This window comes from Acinetobacter sp. T_3_1 (genome assembly GCF_025377055.1).
Classification (GTDB): Bacteria; Pseudomonadota; Gammaproteobacteria; order Pseudomonadales; family Moraxellaceae; genus Acinetobacter; species Acinetobacter kookii.
Window position 1 is genome coordinate 88,650 of sequence record NZ_JACHVD010000006.1, and the last position, 18,002, is coordinate 106,651.

General features: G+C 41.9%; 17 protein-coding genes. 12 read left to right on the forward strand and 5 right to left on the reverse strand.

Translation table 11 applies throughout. The annotated features are described in order from the left end of the window. Nucleotides 1-287: 287 nt before the first annotated feature. From H4I94_RS08430 to H4I94_RS08440, 3 genes are all read left to right on the forward strand, one after another. On the forward strand, nt 288-1,565 hold the full coding sequence (locus tag H4I94_RS08430; RefSeq protein WP_092820223.1) for an O-acetylhomoserine aminocarboxypropyltransferase/cysteine synthase family protein: 1,278 nt from the start codon (nt 288-290) through the stop codon (nt 1,563-1,565). Nucleotides 1,566-1,875: 310 nt separating this feature from the next. Continuing rightward, on the forward strand, nt 1,876-2,763 hold the full coding sequence (locus H4I94_RS08435; RefSeq protein WP_092820224.1) for an SDR family NAD(P)-dependent oxidoreductase: 888 nt from the start codon (nt 1,876-1,878) through the stop codon (nt 2,761-2,763). Between the two features lie 83 nt (nt 2,764-2,846). Continuing rightward, nucleotides 2,847-3,164, forward strand: a complete 318-nt coding sequence (locus H4I94_RS08440) for a hypothetical protein (protein ID WP_261182790.1) — start codon at nt 2,847-2,849, stop codon at nt 3,162-3,164. Nucleotides 3,165-3,204: 40 nt separating this feature from the next. Here H4I94_RS08440 and H4I94_RS08445 read toward each other — a convergent pair whose 3' ends face one another. Genes H4I94_RS08445 through H4I94_RS08455 form a run of 3 tightly spaced genes read right to left on the reverse strand, consistent with a single transcriptional unit; the run spans nt 3,205 to nt 7,127 of the window. Continuing rightward, a complete protein-coding gene (locus tag H4I94_RS08445; RefSeq protein WP_261182791.1) occupies nt 3,205-3,672 on the reverse strand; it encodes a Panacea domain-containing protein in 468 nt (155 codons plus the stop codon). After that, complete coding sequence (locus H4I94_RS08450; RefSeq protein ID WP_261182792.1) at nt 3,665-4,708, reverse strand: hypothetical protein; 1,044 nt, start codon at nt 4,706-4,708, stop codon at nt 3,665-3,667. The genes H4I94_RS08445 and H4I94_RS08450 overlap by 8 nt, the downstream gene beginning before the upstream one ends. 55 nt (nt 4,709-4,763) lie before the next feature. Further along, a complete protein-coding gene (locus tag H4I94_RS08455; protein ID WP_261182793.1) occupies nt 4,764-7,127 on the reverse strand; it encodes a Tex family protein in 2,364 nt (787 codons plus the stop codon). 335 nt (nt 7,128-7,462) lie between these two features. On the opposite strand from H4I94_RS08455, the gene ompR reads away from it, so the two are divergent. The 3 genes from ompR to H4I94_RS08470 all read left to right on the forward strand — a co-directional run bounded on the left by ompR (nt 7,463) and on the right by H4I94_RS08470 (nt 11,672). Continuing rightward, a complete protein-coding gene (gene ompR, locus H4I94_RS08460) occupies nt 7,463-8,227 on the forward strand; it encodes a two-component system response regulator OmpR (RefSeq protein WP_092820227.1) in 765 nt (254 codons plus the stop codon). Between the two features lie 261 nt (nt 8,228-8,488). Next, nucleotides 8,489-9,949: an ATP-binding protein gene (locus tag H4I94_RS08465; RefSeq protein WP_261182794.1), complete on the forward strand. Its 1,461-nt coding sequence runs from the start codon at nt 8,489-8,491 to the stop codon at nt 9,947-9,949. Between the two features lie 205 nt (nt 9,950-10,154). Continuing rightward, on the forward strand, nt 10,155-11,672 hold the full coding sequence (locus H4I94_RS08470) for an acetyl-CoA hydrolase/transferase family protein (RefSeq protein WP_261182795.1): 1,518 nt from the start codon (nt 10,155-10,157) through the stop codon (nt 11,670-11,672). Nucleotides 11,673-11,774: 102 nt separating this feature from the next. On the opposite strand, the gene H4I94_RS08475 is transcribed toward H4I94_RS08470, so the two are convergent. Next, complete coding sequence (locus H4I94_RS08475; RefSeq protein WP_261182796.1) at nt 11,775-12,524, reverse strand: hypothetical protein; 750 nt, start codon at nt 12,522-12,524, stop codon at nt 11,775-11,777. Nucleotides 12,525-12,705: 181 nt separating this feature from the next. On the opposite strand from H4I94_RS08475, the gene H4I94_RS08480 reads away from it, so the two are divergent. Continuing rightward, complete coding sequence (locus tag H4I94_RS08480) at nt 12,706-13,407, forward strand: DsbA family oxidoreductase (RefSeq protein WP_261182797.1); 702 nt, start codon at nt 12,706-12,708, stop codon at nt 13,405-13,407. Nucleotides 13,408-13,573: 166 nt separating this feature from the next. On the opposite strand, the gene H4I94_RS08485 is transcribed toward H4I94_RS08480, so the two are convergent. Beyond that, nucleotides 13,574-13,774: a dodecin family protein gene (locus H4I94_RS08485; protein WP_092820231.1), complete on the reverse strand. Its 201-nt coding sequence runs from the start codon at nt 13,772-13,774 to the stop codon at nt 13,574-13,576. 241 nt (nt 13,775-14,015) lie between these two features. Here H4I94_RS08485 and H4I94_RS08490 point away from each other — a divergent pair, with 241 nt between their 5' ends. The 5 genes from H4I94_RS08490 to H4I94_RS08510 all read left to right on the forward strand — a co-directional run bounded on the left by H4I94_RS08490 (nt 14,016) and on the right by H4I94_RS08510 (nt 17,958). Then, the gene (locus H4I94_RS08490; RefSeq protein ID WP_261182798.1) at nt 14,016-14,231 is read left to right on the forward strand and encodes a hypothetical protein; all 216 of its coding nucleotides are present in this window, start codon (nt 14,016-14,018) and stop codon (nt 14,229-14,231) included. Nucleotides 14,232-14,474: 243 nt separating this feature from the next. Beyond that, nucleotides 14,475-14,642 (forward strand): hypothetical protein, encoded by a 168-nt coding sequence (locus H4I94_RS08495; protein WP_261182799.1) that lies wholly within the window; start codon nt 14,475-14,477, stop codon nt 14,640-14,642. A gap of 342 nt (nt 14,643-14,984) precedes the next feature. Continuing rightward, the gene (locus tag H4I94_RS08500; RefSeq protein ID WP_261182800.1) at nt 14,985-15,164 is read left to right on the forward strand and encodes a hypothetical protein; all 180 of its coding nucleotides are present in this window, start codon (nt 14,985-14,987) and stop codon (nt 15,162-15,164) included. Between the two features lie 15 nt (nt 15,165-15,179). Further along, the gene (locus H4I94_RS08505) at nt 15,180-16,670 is read left to right on the forward strand and encodes a hypothetical protein (protein WP_261182801.1); all 1,491 of its coding nucleotides are present in this window, start codon (nt 15,180-15,182) and stop codon (nt 16,668-16,670) included. Nucleotides 16,671-16,815: 145 nt separating this feature from the next. Continuing rightward, nucleotides 16,816-17,958, forward strand: a complete 1,143-nt coding sequence (locus tag H4I94_RS08510) for a hypothetical protein (RefSeq protein WP_409976797.1) — start codon at nt 16,816-16,818, stop codon at nt 17,956-17,958. The last annotated feature ends 44 nt before the right edge of the window (nt 17,959-18,002 follow it).

An 18,002-nucleotide genomic window follows, 5' to 3' on the forward strand; every position in this document is an offset into this window, starting at 1 on the left:
TACCTACCGCAGTATGCGAACAAATATTTGGCGGGCATTATACGATGAAAGTGCAAAAAAAATAAGGCATAGCATTCATCTTCAATAGAATGTTACAACTAATGGCATGTTGGTTTTTTAAACATAATGGTAGACACTCAGTTTTATGTAAATCTGACTGAATAAAACCTGTATATATAAGAAAATTAGATATTCTTTTCTGTAATACGCACTTTTATTCATATTCACAGATGATAGACTGACTTATATAAGCAACCGAAAAATTAACTCACTTAGATGATGTAAACATGACTTACAAAGATGAAACTTTAGCGATTCACGCAGGGTACAGCCCAGAACCAACCACAAAAGCGGTCGCGGTACCCATTTATCAAACGACTTCTTATGCCTTTGACAATACTCAACATGGGGCTGATTTGTTCGATTTAAAGGTTCAGGGCAATATTTATACCCGCATCATGAACCCTACCACAGCTGTGCTTGAGCAACGTCTGGCTGCCCTGGAAGGCGGAATTGGCGCTTTGGCTTTGGCATCAGGAATGGCAGCGATTACCTATGCCATTCAGACCATTGCCGAAGCCGGTGACAATATTGCGTCGGTTTCAACGCTGTATGGTGGCACATACAATCTGTTTGCCCATACTTTGCCTAAACAGGGCATTGAAGTTCGATTCTTTGATTATCAAGACCCTGAAGCATTGCGTGGTTTAATTGACGATAAAACCAAACTGGTGTTTGTGGAATCCATCGGTAATCCACTCGGCAATATCATTGACCTGGAAGCCATCTCTAAAATTGCCCATGAATACGGCGTACCGGTGATTGTCGACAATACCGTTGCCACGCCTGCCCTGCTGAAACCTTTTGAATATGGTGCCGACATTGTGGTGCATTCACTGACCAAATATATCGGCGGTCACGGTAACTCGATCGGGGGTGCGATTGTGGATAGCGGTAAATTCCCTTGGGGCAAATATCCTGAACGTTTCAAAGTCCTGAATACGCCTGATCCGAGCTATCATGGGGTCAATTATGTCGAAGCTTTGGGTGAAGCGGCATATATCGCCCGTGCACGTGTAGTGCCGTTACGTAACACCGGTGCCGCCATTAGTCCGCTCAGCGTGTTCCTGATCTTGCAAGGTCTGGAAACACTGAACCTTCGTATGGAACGTCATACTGAAAATGCACAAAAGGTCGCGGAATATTTACAGCAGCACCCGAAAGTGAAATGGGTCAATTATGCCGGCCTTCAAAATCATCCACAGCATGCTTTGGCACAAAAATATGTGAAAGGTAAACCATCTGCCATCCTGTCTTTTGGTGTGCAAGATGGCCGTGAAGGCGGAACCCGTTTTATTGATGCCCTGCAACTCTTTACCCGTCTGGTGAATATTGGCGATGCCAAAAGTCTGGCCTGCCATCCTGCCACCACCACCCATCGTCAGCTCAATGAAGAAGAACTGAAATCTGCAGGGGTGAGTATTGATATGGTTCGCCTATCGGTTGGGATTGAGCATATTGATGATTTAATTGCAGATTTGGAACAGGCACTGGCGCAAGTTTAAAGCTTTTAATTAGAATGCAATGTAGCCTTTTTCCTAAACGGAAGAAGGCTACTTTTATTGGGTTATCATTTTTTGATTATTTCTCTTTGCTTTGGTTTTAATTCATGGTAAAAATTAAATTATTATTAGCATAATAATAGAGCAATTACTCTAATTATATTTGTAAATTCAATAACTTATTCCTAGATTTTTTTCCTATATCCGCTATTATAGTCAACTCGAGAATAGCTTAAATTCCCCAAATTTTGAGCGCTAGAATCAACTAAAAAAATAATCTAAATTTTTATTCTATTGAAACCAGGAAAATATTGTGAATTCTAAACTAGAGAAACTTTTTCAGAATCGAGTCAACGGCAAAGTTGTTTTAATTACTGGTGCATCTAGTGGTATTGGTTTAACCGCTGCACATAAACTTGCCGATGCCGGTGCCCACGTTCTGTTGGTGGCTCGTACCAAAGAAACATTAGATCAAGTTAAACAAGAAATTGAAGCCAAAGGCGGCAAGGCCTCTGTTTTTCCATGTGATTTAAATAACATGGAATCTATTGATGAAGTATCAAAACAAATTTTAGCCTCTGTAGACCATATCGATATCCTCATCAATAATGCAGGACGCTCAATTCGCCGTGCAGTTCATGAATCGACAGACCGATTCCATGATTTTGAACGTACCATGCAGCTGAATTACTTTGGTGCAGTGCGTTTAGTGATGAATATTCTGCCGCAAATGATGATTCGCCGGGATGGTCATATCATCAATATCAGTTCGATTGGTGTCTTGGCCAATGCAACACGTTTTTCCGCTTATGTAGCTTCTAAAGCTGCTCTGGATGCATTTAGCCGCTGTCTGTCTGCCGAAGTTCATTCGCACAAAATTGCCATTACCTCAATTTATATGCCCTTGGTTCGCACTCCAATGATTGCGCCAACCAAAATCTATAAATATGTACCTACCCTGTCTCCTGAACAGGCAGCCGACTTGATTGCCTATGCGATCGTGAAACGTCCGAAAAAAGTAGCGACCCACTTAGGGCGCCTGGCTTCAATCACCTATTCGATTGCACCAGACATCAACAATAAACTGATGTCAATTGGTTATAACCTGTTCCCAAGCTCTTCTGCTTCGGTAGGTCAACCACAAAAGTTAAACTGGGTGCAAAAAGCGTATGCACGCTTGTTCCCAGGTGAGCATTGGTAAGCCCTTGCAATACGAGAGAGCCAGTCTATAGACTGGCTTTTTTATGCTATAAACATTCTTAACTTTTTTAAATTTAGATTTTTATGCGGACTGCTACTCTCATTTTCCAATATGCCTGTTTTGCCTTTGCGCTTTTTCTGACCTATCAGATAGCGACTTCATGGAATCTGCCAGAATATAAATTGATGGATATCATTAGTGATATCGGTAGTATTCTAATTTGTATCGATTTAGGCGTGTTCCTGCATTTCAATAAGTCTCTGGCAGCATTAAAGAACAAAGAAGCATCTCAGCAGTCTGCTGTTCAGGTTTCTACAGTAGAGAAAATAACGCGCAAGCTGGGTCATTTGGGCATTATGCTGATCTTATGTGGCTGGATTGTGCCAATCGTTAATTCATAAAAATCAAATAAAAAACCTCCCAATTGGGAGGTTTTTTTATTCAAAGGCGAGAAGCTTTATAAGTAGCGGCTAAGGTTGGTAAATCTAAATAAGCATATCTTTCTTTTGCTTGAATAGGATATGTTGAATAAACATAACTTATAAATTCGTTGAAATATAAACTTCTGGTTTTTTCTATAACTAAATTTAATATCTGTTGAGCATAAGGTGAAAGATTAATATTTGCAGGACTACCAATATAACGAACTAATGTTTTTGAAGAACCAAAAGGCGTTTCTTCCTCTAAAACTTCAAATTCAGAGCTTTGAGCTGCAAAATTATAAATATCACGCACATAAGGTCCGTAATGATTAAAGTACCAATTAATATTGGTAAGTTGATGTCCACTCGCTAACGCTGAAAACCAATCAGCCAAATAAACCATCTTTGTCAGACGAGCATCAGATAATTCTGATGAATGCGGATAATGTAAGCATAAGAAAGACATCACATCAAAGAGATCATTCATACAAACCCTCCGCTGATTTCAAACTTTCTAAAATATCTAACTCTATATCTTTTGTAGGTTTACCATTAAAGGCTTTTGTATGTCCAATTGTATCGCATTTTAATCCTTCTTTAATGTAAGCAATTAATTGGGGTTGATGCTTAGAACAAATATCTTTTAATTGGCCAACTTTCTGTGTTGTAATTTTATTTTTTAAATCGCAATTTTCGAAGACAATAACTCCTAATGGAACTGTATCCCCTCTGATGGATAATGCTATGTATTGAAATGATTTCATTGTCAGATTATCTACTTTATTTTTATCAAATTTATATTTTTCAAACATATGAGCATAATAAGCTTGCGGTGATTTTTCATCAAATGGAGGTATATCCAAATCCACCCACTCTCCTAGCTCCCAAGCTTTACTTATGACACCGTTATTTTTTTCAAAAGAAACTGAATGCATTTCATCAAAAGTAGGATTAGATGAATATCTACTTAAATAAACAAAACTTCCCTGATTGTATACAAATATCGTAACCCTAAATTGATTATGGTCTGCCTTCATCGCATAACAAATTAGTTTGAGCCAATTTCTTAAAAACTTACTATGCAAAATCGAATAATCCTGCGTAGCTTCAACTAAATTTTCTGTTAATTTTCTAACTTTTTTATCTGATTTATCTAGTTTTTGTTGCAACTCATCTAAAGCTTTAACATTCTCATTTTTCAAATCTGTTAGATCAGTAACCAATCCTTCATTAGTTATCTTCAAATTTGCTAAATCGGCTCCTTTATTACTTCTGCCATACCAAACAGCCAATAACCCTATTACTCCCCAAAAATAAGGATGCGTAAAAAAAAGTATCCAACCTTGTTTGGTAAAATCTAAGTCCCATGAGTAATAACTAGGCCATTTAATTTGAGTGGCGACAATAGTTACAATTACTGCCCCTAGATACTCTGAAAAAGTATAAAAACCTGTAGATATTTTTCTCCCCGTATCAGGAAAAAAACTTGAGTAACCTGTATATCCAAACTTTATTTTCTTCATTTTATAACCAAAAGGGAGTTTTCACTCCCTTTCTTAAAGCACCAAAATTTAGGAATTACTTCGAACCTTTAATCCCGGCTTGAAGCAATAACGCACCTAAACCGCCAATTTTATTTTCTTGCGGTTTAGCCGCTTGAGGCTTTTTATGACCTTGTGGTCGTTCGCCTTGCGGACGAGCATGCTGTGGACGTTTGCCTTGTGGCTTACGTTCAGCACGTTGTTCATTCTGAGCATTGTCACGGCGTGGCTGACGTGGTGCTTTAGCCGGAGCTTCTGAACCTTCAGGACGCATCGACAAGTTCACACGGTTACGTTCAGCATCGACAGTGAGCACACGGACTTGCACGATCTGACCCGGTTTTACCACTTTATGCGGATCGGATACAAATTCGTTCGCCAGTTCAGAAATATGCACCAAACCGTCTTGGTGCACACCTACATCCACGAATGCACCGAAGTTGGTGACATTGGTGATCACACCTTCCAGCTGCATGCCTTCAGTCAATTGTGACACTTCAGTGATGTCATCACGGAACTTGGCTGTACGGAATTCCGGACGCGGGTCACGACCCGGTTTTTCCAGTTCGCTTAAAACATCCTGAATGGTTGGCAAACCGAATTGCTCATCAGCAAACTCTTCAGCATTCACCTGGCGAATGATTTCAGAATTACCAATAATGTCTTTTACCGTAGTGGCTTTGGCTGCAACAATTTTTTCCACCAAGCCATAAGACTCAGGGTGAACTGCAGATGCATCCAAGGGCTCAGAACCGTCCTGAATGCGCAAGAAACCTGCCGCCTGTTCAAAGGTACGCTCGCCTAAACGTGGTACATTCTTTAATGCCTGACGGTTGTCAAAACGGCCATTTTCCTTACGGAAGTCAACAATCTGTTGGGCAATTGATTTGTTTAAACCGGCGATATATCCCAAGATTGCAGAAGATGCGGTATTGACATCCACACCCACCGAGTTCACACAGTCTTCCACGACCGCTTCAAGCGTTTTTGCCAAACCGGCCTGGTTCACGTCGTGCTGGTACTGGCCCACACCAATCGATTTAGGATCAATCTTCACCAGTTCCGCCAATGGATCCTGTAAACGGCGAGCAATTGACACTGCGCCACGAATTGAAACATCGAGTTCTGGAAGTTCTTGTGAAGCCAGCTCAGAGGCTGAATAAACCGATGCACCTGCTTCACTGACTGAAACGCGCGTCAATTTCAGGTCGCTATTGGCCGCCATCATTTCAGCCACAACCGCCTCTGTTTCACGGCTGGCAGTTCCGTTACCAATAGCAATCAGATCAACATTGAATTCACGGCACAGACGCGCAAGTTCGGCAATCGAGCCTTCTTTATCTTCTTTCGGTGCAAACGGATAAATGGTGCTATGCGCAACCACATCGCCTGACTGGTTCACCACCGCCAGCTTCACACCGGTACGGATACCCGGGTCTACACCGAGTGTGGTACGCGCACCCGCAGGAGCAGAAAGCAATAAATGACGCAGGTTTTCAGCAAAGACTTCCATCGCCTCGCTTTCAGCAGCCAAGCGTTTTTCAGTCAATAATGAATGTTCGATTTGTGGACGGACTTTGCCCAACCAGAACAGTTTTGCTGTCTGTTTTAAGTAATCCTGACGGCTTTGCGGTTGAATCGTGTCGAGGTTGTATTCGGCTTCAATACGGCTCAGTGGAGCATCATCTTCACCATCCACTTTTAAGCCCAGGACATTTTCCTGACGGCCACGCAGCATGGCCAATAAACGGTGTGAAGGTACTTTGTTTAAGTTTTCAGAAAAATCGAAGTAATCACGGAATTTTTTACCGACTTCTTTTTTCTCTTCACTTGCCACCAGGCTTTTTAGCACAGCGGTTTTGGCAAATGTCGCTTTCAGTTCAGTCGTCAGTGCAATATTTTGCGCCCAGTCATCAATCAGGATGTGCTGAATCGCATCCCGCTGGCTTTCCACATCCGGATAATCTTCATGGCTAAAGCCAGCCAGCGCTTCGGTTGGATCCACTTGCTCGTTGAAGATTTTTTCAGCAATTGGCCCCAAACCGGCTTCTTTGGCTTTAAAAGATTTGCTAGTACGTTTAGGACGGTACGGCGCATAAATCTCTTCTAAAGCATTTTTGGTTTCAGCAGCATTTACACGTGCCAACAAATCGTCTGACAATTTATTCTGTTCTTTCAGCGATTCAATTACTTTTTCACGGCGTTCAAATAAGTCACGTAGATACGATAAACGGGTGTCGAGTTGGCGTAACTGGGTATCGTCCAAGCCTTGGGTTACTTCTTTACGGTAACGTGCGATAAATGGAACGCTGGCACCTTCATCAATCAGCTTGATGGCAGCTTCTACTTGATTTGGACGTACGGCAATTTCTTTTGCCAACTGCTGAACTAAGTCAGTCATCGTGTTTGATCCCACAAGGATAAGTACTAAATGGCATGATTATAAAGACCAAGCCCATAAAATCCACAACTGTTTTGATTAAATTTATAAGTGGTCAGTATTGCCAATTCACAGTTTTTTTAGAATTTGCGACAAAATTAGGTGATAAGTAGATTTTAACTCTACATATTCAGCAAGATAAGCGATAATTTAGATGTATATATTTGGTATCTATGTCTTGATTTTATCTGCAATATTTGTTGCTTTAGAGCATAGTAAACAGATACAAATGAATCGTATACTCAAGACCATCCGAACTTTTGTTTACGATGACAATAAAGATAAAGGAGCACATCATGAGTTTAGTGGTACCTGCTGATAAAACAGATCCAGTACAAACCGAAACTGATCGCGTCGAACGCATTCTCGTTGTAGACGACGATGTGCGTTTACGTACGCTGTTACAGCGTTTTCTAGAAGATAAAGGCTTCGTGGTCAAAACTGCTCACGATGCAACGCAAATGGATCGTTTATTACAGCGCGAACTTTTCTCCCTGATCGTGCTCGATTTTATGCTTCCTGTTGAAGATGGTTTAAGTATTTGCCGACGTTTACGCCAATCGAATATTGATACGCCAATTATCATGCTGACTGCCCGTGGCAGCGACTCTGACCGTATTGCCGGACTGGAAGCTGGCGCTGATGATTACCTGCCTAAACCGTTTAACCCGAATGAACTGCTGGCGCGTATCCGTGCCGTGTTACGCCGTCAGGTACGTGAAGTTCCGGGTGCACCGAGCCAGCAAATGGAAGTGGTCAGCTTTGGCCCATGGTCACTAGATCTGTCTACCCGCACCCTGACCCGTGAAGGCCAGGTGGTGACGCTGACCACAGGTGAATTCGCGGTACTGAAAGCTCTGGTACAGCATCCACGCGAACCCTTAACCCGTGACAAGTTAATGAACTTGGCGCGTGGCCGTGAATGGGGTGCGATGGAACGTTCGATTGATGTTCAGGTGTCGCGTTTACGTCGTCTGGTGGAAGAAAACCCTGCCCGTGCGCGCTACATTCAAACCGTTTGGGGCGTAGGCTATGTGTTTGTTCCAGATGGTGCGGAATAAAAATGCTCAACGCGGATAATTTTTCGCGATATTAATTGTCCCTAAAAGCTATTCGCTGCTGTTCGAAGCATCCTTCAACAGAATTTATAGATGAATGATGGCGAGCTCAGCGGATGGCAAAAGTTTTCTTGCGTAACAGTGTTACTCATTTTTAAAAAAAGTAACTTAAGCAAATCCTTCAATTGAATGTCAAAGCAGTAAGACTCAGCCAAGGACATCACTGCCGATTTTCAAAAATAAAAATGTCCACAGGAATCCGGTGTGAAACTCGACCCCATCGACCCACAAAAATTTACTGATTACGAAGCTTATTCGGAAAAGAAGCGCACCCGCTCGGAACGCTTTCTGGATAAGATCAAGCCGCGTTCTGCTGCAATGCGTACCACTGTGCTCGTGTTATTCGTGGTATTTTTCAGTTTATTTATGTCGTTGTGGTTCTTCTGGCGTACGCTTTACCTTCCTGAAATTCAGCAGCATGCCCGCTATTTAGGGGTCGAACTGGAAATTCTGAATAATCCTGACTTACGTATTTTTCATAATAATGCCGAAGTAGATGCCGATTTATGGCTCAAAAATCGGGTGGGCATTGAATATATTACCAATCCGGCCGAATATCCTCGGGTTAAGGACAAGGTGATTGCCGAGTTTTTTACCAATCAAATAGAAAAAAAGCTGGCAAAAGAACTGAAAGTTGAAAATGTAACGGTCTATTTCCAGTTTAAACCCAGTCCCCGCATCTGGATTCAAACTCCGGAAATGAACGGACATTGGGTCCGTGAACCCTTAAAAACCTATGCCAACTATAGTCCCGAACTGATTTATGGCTGGTTATTGGGTGTGCCACTGATTGCCGCTGCCATCATTTTAACACTGGTTCGCCAGTTAAACCGCCCGCTTCGCCGTTTGCAGGATGCAGCTAACAGCTATAGTAAAACCGGCTCTGCACCCTATCTGGAAACCAATCATGGACCGCAAGAGATTCGTGAAGTCAATCAGGCCTTCAATCAGATGATTTATACGCTGGACCAGACTGAACGCGACCGCCGCATTATGTTGGCAGGTATTTCCCATGACTTGCGTACTCCACTGACCCGCATCCGCTTAAGTGCAGAAATGATGCCTGATGATGACTTTTTGAAAGAAGGCTTCATTTATGATGTCGAAGATATGGATGCCATCCTGAACCAGTTCATCTCCTATATGCGCGATGGCTCTGATGAAGAACCTCAGGATACCGATATCAATATGCTGCTACAGGAACTGGTCATTCAGTTCAAGCCGCTGGACATACGTTTTGAAGCTCAGGAAGTTCCAATTATTCAGGCACGTAGCCAGTCTTTAAAACGCCTGATTGGCAATCTGATTAACAACGCCAAACGCTATGGTGCCGAACCGATCGAGTTATCCGCCCAAGTGGAAAACAATCACCTGCTGATTCGTGTTGCCGACCATGGCGAAGGTATTCCTGAAGACCAGATTGAAGATTTGATGCAACCTTTTGTGCGCGGCAATGAAGCCCGCACCATACAAGGAAGCGGTTTAGGTTTGGCTATCGTGAAACGCATTGTTGATCTTCATCAAGGGCAGCTTACCATTCAAAATCGCCCGCAAGGCGGTTTGGAAGCGCTGATTTCTTTACCTTTACTGCATGATGAAGTTGAGGAAAATATACCGCAAGGGGCTTTAGAAAAAATTAAGCAAACGATTACTGGACACTTTTAAGTGCTGGTTAATTATTCAACAAACGGTTTTGTTTAATGATTAACCCCCTGGTTTTTACATTATTAAAATCAATAGATTAAAAACCATAAAAAATCGTTATACCCACATTTTTTCAAAAAATTAGACCTTAGCCTAACAGGCATGCACAATTTGTTTTTTGGACGGTACAATCCGTCTAGTTTTGAACAAGAATTGAGCGTAAACCATGTCTTTAGATCGTATTCGTTTAGCGTCACTTCATGACAAAGTCATGAGCGCAGAACAAGCTGCTACTTTTATCCAAGATGGTATGACTGTAGGTATGAGTGGATTTACTCGTGCAGGTGAAGCAAAAGCTGTTCCTCTGGCACTGGTAAAACAGGCTCAAACCAACCCTTTAAAAATTACTTTAATTACAGGCGCAAGTCTGGGTAACGATTTAGACAAACAGTTGACTGAAGCTGGTGTACTCGCTCGTCGTTTACCGTTCCAAGTAGATAACACGTTACGTAAAGCCATTAACAAAGGCGAAGTAATGTTCATCGATCAGCATTTGTCTGAAACTGTTGAACAAATGCGTAACCAACAACTTAAGAAGCCGGATGTGGCTGTTATTGAAGCTGTTGCCATTACTGAAGATGGCGGCATCATTCCGACCACGTCTGTAGGTAACTCTGCTAGCTTTGCAATTTTTGCTGAAAAAGTGATTGTAGAAATCAACACCAACTTAAGCCCTGCTTTTGAAGGTTTACATGACATCTACATTCCAACATATCGTCCAACCCGTCAGCCAATTCCTTTGACTAAGGTGGATGAACGTATTGGTACTCAAGCGATCAATATCGATCCATCAAAAATCGTTGGTATTGTATTCAACAGCGAATTGCATGATTCTCCATCTACCGTGACTGCACCGGATGATGAAACCCAAGGTATTGCGAACCACTTGATCGCATTCTTTGAAAAAGAAGTGGCTGAAGGCCGTCTTCCATCTAACCTTGGCCCATTACAGGCAGGTATCGGTTCGATTGCCAACGCGGTATTGACCGGTTTGAAAGATTCAAACTTCGAAGACTTGATCATGTACTCTGAAGTACTTCAAGACTGTACCTTCGAATTGATTGACGCTGGCAAAATGAAATTTGCTTCAGGTTCTTCAATTACCCTTTCTGCTAAATATGGCGAAAAGGTGTTTAACAACCTTGAGCAATACAAAGACAAACTTGTATTACGCCCGCAAGAAATTTCCAACCACCCAGAATTGGTTCGTCGTCTCGGCATCATCGGTATCAACACTGCATTAGAGTTTGATATTTACGGTAACGTAAACTCAACTCACGTATGCGGTACCAAAATGATGAACGGTATTGGCGGTTCAGGTGACTTCGCACGTAATGCCCACTTGGCGATTTTCGTGACCAAGTCGATTGCTAAAGGTGGCGACATTTCTTCTGTTGTTCCATTTGCCTCTCACGTTGACCATGCTGAACACGACGTAGACATTCTGGTGACTGAACAGGGTCTTGCTGACTTACGTGGTCTGGCGCCTCGTGAACGTGCGCGTGCGATTATCGACAACTGTGCACACCCAATGTACCGTGATGCCCTGAACGATTACTTTGCTCGTGCATGTGAAAAAGGCGGTCAAACTCCACACATCTTGCGTGAAGCACTGTCTTGGCACAGCAACTTTGAAGAAACTGGCCATATGCTGGCTGCTCAGGCTGAAGCCAAAAGTGCTTAATCGCCCGACAGCTGCATGATATTAAAAAAGCGTACTTCGGTACGCTTTTTTTATTTTAAAATGCTGCTTTATCTGATCTCCGCCCCCACCAAAACTCAAAATCTACAAACGCTGCTCTACAGCTTGACGATGGTGCTTTTTAACTTTTTCCATTTCCGCATTTAACTGCCACACCTGCTTATACAGGTCATTAAACTGCTTGATCGGCTGATCCTGATAAAACATAAAGGTCTTGTTCTTTTTCTCCCATTGATTGTTTTTAAGAATCTGGAATAAAGCATCTGCCTTATCTAAAACCTGTAGCTCCAAGGCAAATAATGCATGGGTTTGGTCACTATCCCGGCTTTCACGCAAACTATCGGTTAACTGATGCCGAAGATGCGATTTAATGGATAACTGTTTAGCCCGCGCCAGGGTATTTTCTTCGCGCTGCAAGGTTTGTTGTTGATAGCGCTTCGCGAGTAGATGCGCTTGCTGCAACATCTGCTCGGTTTCGGCATATTTCTGCTTGCGGTCTTGGTCTAAACGGTCGATATTTAAAAACTGATCCCAGTGAATCGCTTTCAGCTCACGTAAATACTGATTCCTTGCTTCGGCATTCTGAATCATTTCACTCAATACAAAATCTGCCATCACTTTATAATCGCCCTGTAAACGATTATCCGAGACATTGATCTCGATTGGCTTAGACCAGTCTTGGGCCTGCTGATAAATCAGTTCAGCTTTTTCATACAATACCGTTTGGTAGCTATGCAGTTGGCTAAGCTCCTTTTGCTGGACCGAATATTGATAAAACATCCAGCCAAATACACTGCATGTTGCCAATGCCAAGATGAGAAAAATTCTGGGCATACCAGACTCCGCCATACCGCCTTTTTTCACATCATAACTTGATTCAGCCTTAAATCGTTCATTTATCAAACAATAACTACATAAAACTGGCGACCTTCGCCCGGTTTTTATTCAGCATGGGTGCTTTAAATTTTAATCTCTATCCCCATCAATAGAAGCAAGAAAAGATAAGAGAACTCTCATGCGCGTAGATATTTGGTCAGATGTGGTTTGCCCATTTTGTTATATTGGTAAAAAACGTCTGGAAGCTGCTGCTGAACAGGCAGGTTTGGAACTTGAAGTCCATTGGCACAGTTATGAACTTGACCCCGAAGCGCCTGTTCGTCAGGAAGTATCCAACTCTGAGCGTCTGGCGCAAAAATACGGCCGTACCCTGGCTGAAGTTGAAGAAATGCAGCGTAATATTGCCGCAATGGCTGCAGAAGAAGGCATTCAGTTCAATTGGGAAAATGCCAACTCAGGCAACACCTTTAATGCTCACCGTATTATTCATTTGGCCCAAAGCAAAGGCTTGGGTTCCGAGGCCAAAGAAGCCTTTTTCTATAGCTATATGACCCAAGGCTTAGCTATTGGTGAACGCGAGACCCTGGAAGATGTCGCAGCCCGCATCGGCTTAAATCCGGTTGAAGTAGACGATGTGCTCAATTCAGAAGAATTTGCAGATTTTGTTAAATTTGATGAAGAAGTGGCACGTGACCAGTTGAAAGTGACCGGGGTACCCTTCTTTGTGTTTGATCAGCGGATCGCACTCGCAGGTGCACAGCCACGTGAAGTATTTTTACAGGTCATGGAAAAAGCGCTTGAAGCACCTCAACAGGCCAACCCACCCGCTGAAGAGACGGCCATCTGTAAAGAAGACAGCTGTGATGTTCCGGAAAAATAAGCTGAAGTCTTAAGTACAGCAAATCAATAAAAATCCCCAAAGTTTGGGGATTTTTTTATTTTAAGATTCATTAGACTTTTTTCATAAATTCCGTTTATTTCTCCCTATGGGAGAAAAATAAAGAGGATGTAAACAATTATGAAAGAAGTCTATTTATCTATTCAATTTAGTCCACTAGGAAGCTGATTTTTAAATTCACCCGATATTCTGTAATTTTGTTGTCCTTAATCACCACTTTTTGTTCATTAATCCATGCACCCTGCACATTTTTAACTGTTTCGGTGACTTTCTCTATGCCACTTTGAATAGCATCTTCAAAACTTTTATTACTGCTTGAATTCACTTCAACCACTTTTGCGATAGCCATTGTTTTCACCTCGGGTTTTATTATTTTGAGTTCAGATCATAGGATATTTTCCAGACAAAAAAGTGAGTTTTAACATTACGGCGCAAAAACTTACAGCCGGGTCACAATACCCATACCTGCTTTAAGGTTCTTACAAAATACAACTTATCTATACAAGGCTTGGACACAATTAAAAGCGCAATTCGCTAGGCTAATATGCGGAATATCCCCGTTCCTAATCATGAAATTTTTAGAGGTAAATATGAATACTGATATACAAGATCCTATGGTTGATACTAGCCCTGACCAAAATACATCTACAAAATCTCCTTTTTCACCCACCCTCAAAGGGGTGCTGATTGGCGCAGTGGCTGGTAGTGTGTTACCTGTTTTCGGTACGTTTAGTGGTGCCATTATTGGAGGAGTCGCCGGAAAGGTTTACGAAAAAAAATACCAGAATAAATGCCATGCAAGATAATTTTTTTATATTTTCAAAGCAGTTAAGACAGACTGTTCATCGACAGTCTGTCTTAGAGCAAAAACTCTAAATACATGATTTATATAATAATTTAAACTCACCATTCATCTTTTTTCACTCTCCCCTCCTTACTTTGTTCAATCACTTCTTGATATCATTCACATGAAATTTATTTTTTATTTCTCTCCTTGCCTGCTTCATTTTTGAATGAACCAGACATCCTTTCACTAAAGGAAAATGATGATGAACGTGATTAAATCTCTCCTGGCTGTTGCTGTTGTGGCTTGCTCTGCCCATGTTTCTGCTCAAATTGTTTACACTCCCGATTTTCCTGTTAAAAAAGCGGCTAAAACCTTGAATGCTGAACAAAAAGCGCAGGCTACTGAAGCTGCATCTAAAACAGCTGCATGACCGGCTCTAAAAGTCCATAAAAAAACCAGAAGCGATTCGTTTCTGGTTTTTTATGAGTATAAATTCGCAGTTTATTTTTCAGCTTCTGCTCAGGCAGAACATCATTTTGATCTGTCATTTCATCCTTTTCTTTTTCGAAACAGTAAAACAGCTAAAACCGGATCACAGAATTCTCCCCTCCCTTCCGCCAAAAAAATTGCTTATTTTTTATTTAAAATTTACATTTTTTGCAAATTATGTCTATAAATGCTCAAAAACTGACATTTTTTTTCATGATTTTTTTTACTAAATACATATAATCAAAGGAATTAAATAAATAATTCACTCTATAAACGTGTGCATATGCAAGAACTTCAAGCGCTGATTCAAGGCAAGATTACTCCGCAAACGATCAAAATCGATAAATTGATCATGCTTGCCGAGCGTTACTCTCAGCCCACGTCTGCAGAATATAAGTTACTTGAACTCGCTATTAATATCGTATTGGCAAGTTATTTAGAAAAAGCTCAAAAGCATCTCTAGAAGTGAGGTCTGCACATGAATGTCCTAGAAAAAGCCAAGCTGATTCAAGAGTTAAATCAACTCATCGAGGGATTGGAGCAACGTTCCCTGTCTTTCTTTGAAATTGCCCGCTCAAAAGCACGGATAAAAGACATTTTTGCTTTATGTGATGAACCGATTTTTAAAAAACAGGTTTTACAATTTAAATCTCACACCCAACCTGAAAAAGCAGCTACAGATTTTGCCGTGCAGACCTTGTTTCAACTTTCTTTTCGCGGCGTATTTCAGCAAGACAAAGCGCTAGAGCAGGCCCTTTATCAATATCCGGATTATGGTTGGGCTATTTTGTATGATCCCCAACTCGGCTGGCAAATCTGGTTAATCCCCGCAGCAAATCGTACGGCCCTGATCAGTGAATGGGATAATCTGGAGAATGCCTATCACTGGATGTTGCAGCAACAGCAAGACTATGGCTGCCTAAAAACAGACTACGAACTCAAACAGATTGACAATTTGATTGTACCCAAGCTAACAAATGTTTTAACCGAGACCGAAATCACTCTAAACACCTCTGCGGATGAGCTTCAAAACATGGCTCAAAATGAACCATCCAATTCAACGGATGTATCTAGGGCTGGAGTGTATTCCGCTCAAGAACCGATAGCCACTGATGCATCTGCACAGCAAAACCAGCAGCCAATCTGGACCCAAAAAAAATCTTCTATCGTCACAGAACCCGAGCTGCCGATTGTTGCCTCGCCGCCTGCCGAGACCGATGCAGAGAATACTGCGCTTCAGTCATCTATCACCAAAGATGTTCCAGAAACCCTGCAACTCAATCAATATATCGCCCATATTCGTGCGCTGCCTGGCGAAGAAGCCTCGTTACAACAGCTATATCGTTTAGAAATTCCCAGCCTGCCGGAACTTGCCCCATATCTAGATATACTGGTGCATGCTGCAGATCTGGAAAACTGGCAGCATCACCCGGTTTACCTGGCAGAGCAGATCAATCAGCACGGTGGTTTTGTTCGATATGTGGCATTACTGGGGGCAGAAAATCAAACCCAGGCCATACGGTTAATGCAATTATTGAATGCGCCTTACCAACACGCCATGGCTGCAATCAGGCAGATGAGCTGGATAGACTTGGCCGATCGTTTGAGCTCTCTTGAATCCCTGTTTGATGCCTATACACATAAAGCCATTCGCATCTGGAATGATGAAAACTATATACCCTTTATTCCTGCACAACTGATTCAAACCCAAAAAATTATTCAATTTGATGAAAGTCCCGCCAATATTCGAACACCGCTACTTTTACTGAAAGAACGACAGAAGATACGGATTATTCATGGGCAAAAACGTTTAGCCCTCTCACCGACCGAATCGGCTTATCCTTATTTTTTATTGGAACGTCATCACGGTATTAGCTGGCAAATGATTCAGATGATTATTGCCCAATTCAGGTCTCCGATTAATTGCCGGGAATTATATAAAGAGATTCAAAAACATATTTCAGATTAAGTTTTTATTTTTTGTAGCAAAAGCTTGCTTTTTGGTCCTGATTTTTACCAGACTACTGATTATCAAATAATATAAGAGCAAGGATATGCGGAAAAAACAATTATCTCTATTTAAACCCCTCTTATGTGTGTTGATCTCTGGACTCATGTCTACTGTCAGCTGGTCTAACGCAGCTGAAACTGGTGCAGATCAAAAAAAGCGTATTGCAACAGAAACAGAAACAGAAACAGAAACAGAAACAGAATCAGAAACAGAAACAGAAACAGAATCAGAAACAGAAACAGAAACAGAAACAGAAACAGATTCTAATTTGCTCTATAAAATTCCAAGCTGGATTGATGCGATGCCGACAGTTTTACCGGAACAGTCGGATGAAGTCATTGTTCCTCCCGTTCAGGCCACTGAAAAACAAAGCTGGCTAGACCGTAAGCAATATGAAATCCGCAACTGGACAGACCGTACCTCCCATAAAATAGATAACTGGTTTGGGCAACCCGATCCCAATGATCCGGCTTCAGCAACCCTACGCCTGATTATCGATAACAGCTGGAATAAACATGATGGTTATGAAGTTAGCCCGCGTCTGCGCGGAAAAATTAAACTTCCCACCTTAGAACGTAAAATCAGTTTGGTCTTCGGTGATGACTCTTTAGATAACGAACTGAACAATAATGTCGCCATTACCGATGAAAATCCGGATAGCACGAGCAGTAAAGCGTTAGACCGTGAACGGACCCGAGAAAGTAACAGTTCCCTGGCGCTGCGTTGGTCTGATTTTTCCAAGCGTCTGCCTTTTGAAACTGACCTGGATTTAGGGGTTCGATCAGGGGATGATATTTATTTACGGCTTAAGGCATCCAGAGACTGGCAACTGGAAAATGATTTCAGATTTTATGCCGAACAGATTTACCGCTATGGCATAGATAGTGAAAACTACCTGAGAACCAATCTGGAACTGACCCATGCACGGCCGAATCAGCCGTTTTTATCCAATCAACTCAGCCTGACCTATGCAGACCAGCAAGATGACGATGTTACCTGGGATAATTACCTGTTTAGACAACACCAGTTTTTTCAGAATAACCGTTTTGCCTATGGCTTATATACGGGCGGTTTCTACAATAATAATGACCTGCGCCTGAACAGTTGGGGGCCTTATATTTCATGGCGACAACCTTTCGTGCGCGAATGGTTTTTTCTACAGGGCGATTTAAACTATCTCAATGACCATCGTGAAGATCGCAGCCATTTCCTGGGGGTATCCGTGCGTATGGAAGCATTGTTCTAAGCTGGGCAATATAAAACGTTGAGCCGCATATACACGTAGTTTTC

Excerpts from the sequence above, each read along its gene's own strand:
- H4I94_RS08430 (WP_092820223.1), top strand. The coding sequence starts at position 288 with ATGACTTACAAAGATGAAACTTTAGCGATTCACGCAGGGTACAGCCCA.
- H4I94_RS08440 (WP_261182790.1), top strand. The coding sequence starts at position 2,847 with ATGCGGACTGCTACTCTCATTTTCCAATATGCCTGTTTTGCCTTTGCG.
- H4I94_RS08445 (WP_261182791.1), bottom strand. The coding sequence starts at position 3,672 with ATGAATGATCTCTTTGATGTGATGTCTTTCTTATGCTTACATTATCCG.
- H4I94_RS08450 (WP_261182792.1), bottom strand. The coding sequence starts at position 4,708 with ATGAAGAAAATAAAGTTTGGATATACAGGTTACTCAAGTTTTTTTCCT.
- H4I94_RS08455 (WP_261182793.1), bottom strand. The coding sequence starts at position 7,127 with ATGACTGACTTAGTTCAGCAGTTGGCAAAAGAAATTGCCGTACGTCCA.
- ompR (WP_092820227.1), top strand. The coding sequence starts at position 7,463 with ATGAGTTTAGTGGTACCTGCTGATAAAACAGATCCAGTACAAACCGAA.
- H4I94_RS08470 (WP_261182795.1), top strand. The coding sequence starts at position 10,155 with ATGTCTTTAGATCGTATTCGTTTAGCGTCACTTCATGACAAAGTCATG.
- H4I94_RS08475 (WP_261182796.1), bottom strand. The coding sequence starts at position 12,524 with ATGCCCAGAATTTTTCTCATCTTGGCATTGGCAACATGCAGTGTATTT.
- H4I94_RS08480 (WP_261182797.1), top strand. The coding sequence starts at position 12,706 with ATGCGCGTAGATATTTGGTCAGATGTGGTTTGCCCATTTTGTTATATT.
- H4I94_RS08485 (WP_092820231.1), bottom strand. The coding sequence starts at position 13,774 with ATGGCTATCGCAAAAGTGGTTGAAGTGAATTCAAGCAGTAATAAAAGT.
- H4I94_RS08490 (WP_261182798.1), top strand. The coding sequence starts at position 14,016 with ATGAATACTGATATACAAGATCCTATGGTTGATACTAGCCCTGACCAA.
- H4I94_RS08495 (WP_261182799.1), top strand. The coding sequence starts at position 14,475 with ATGAACGTGATTAAATCTCTCCTGGCTGTTGCTGTTGTGGCTTGCTCT.
- H4I94_RS08500 (WP_261182800.1), top strand. The coding sequence starts at position 14,985 with ATGCAAGAACTTCAAGCGCTGATTCAAGGCAAGATTACTCCGCAAACG.
- H4I94_RS08505 (WP_261182801.1), top strand. The coding sequence starts at position 15,180 with ATGAATGTCCTAGAAAAAGCCAAGCTGATTCAAGAGTTAAATCAACTC.
- H4I94_RS08510 (WP_409976797.1), top strand. The coding sequence starts at position 16,816 with ATGTCTACTGTCAGCTGGTCTAACGCAGCTGAAACTGGTGCAGATCAA.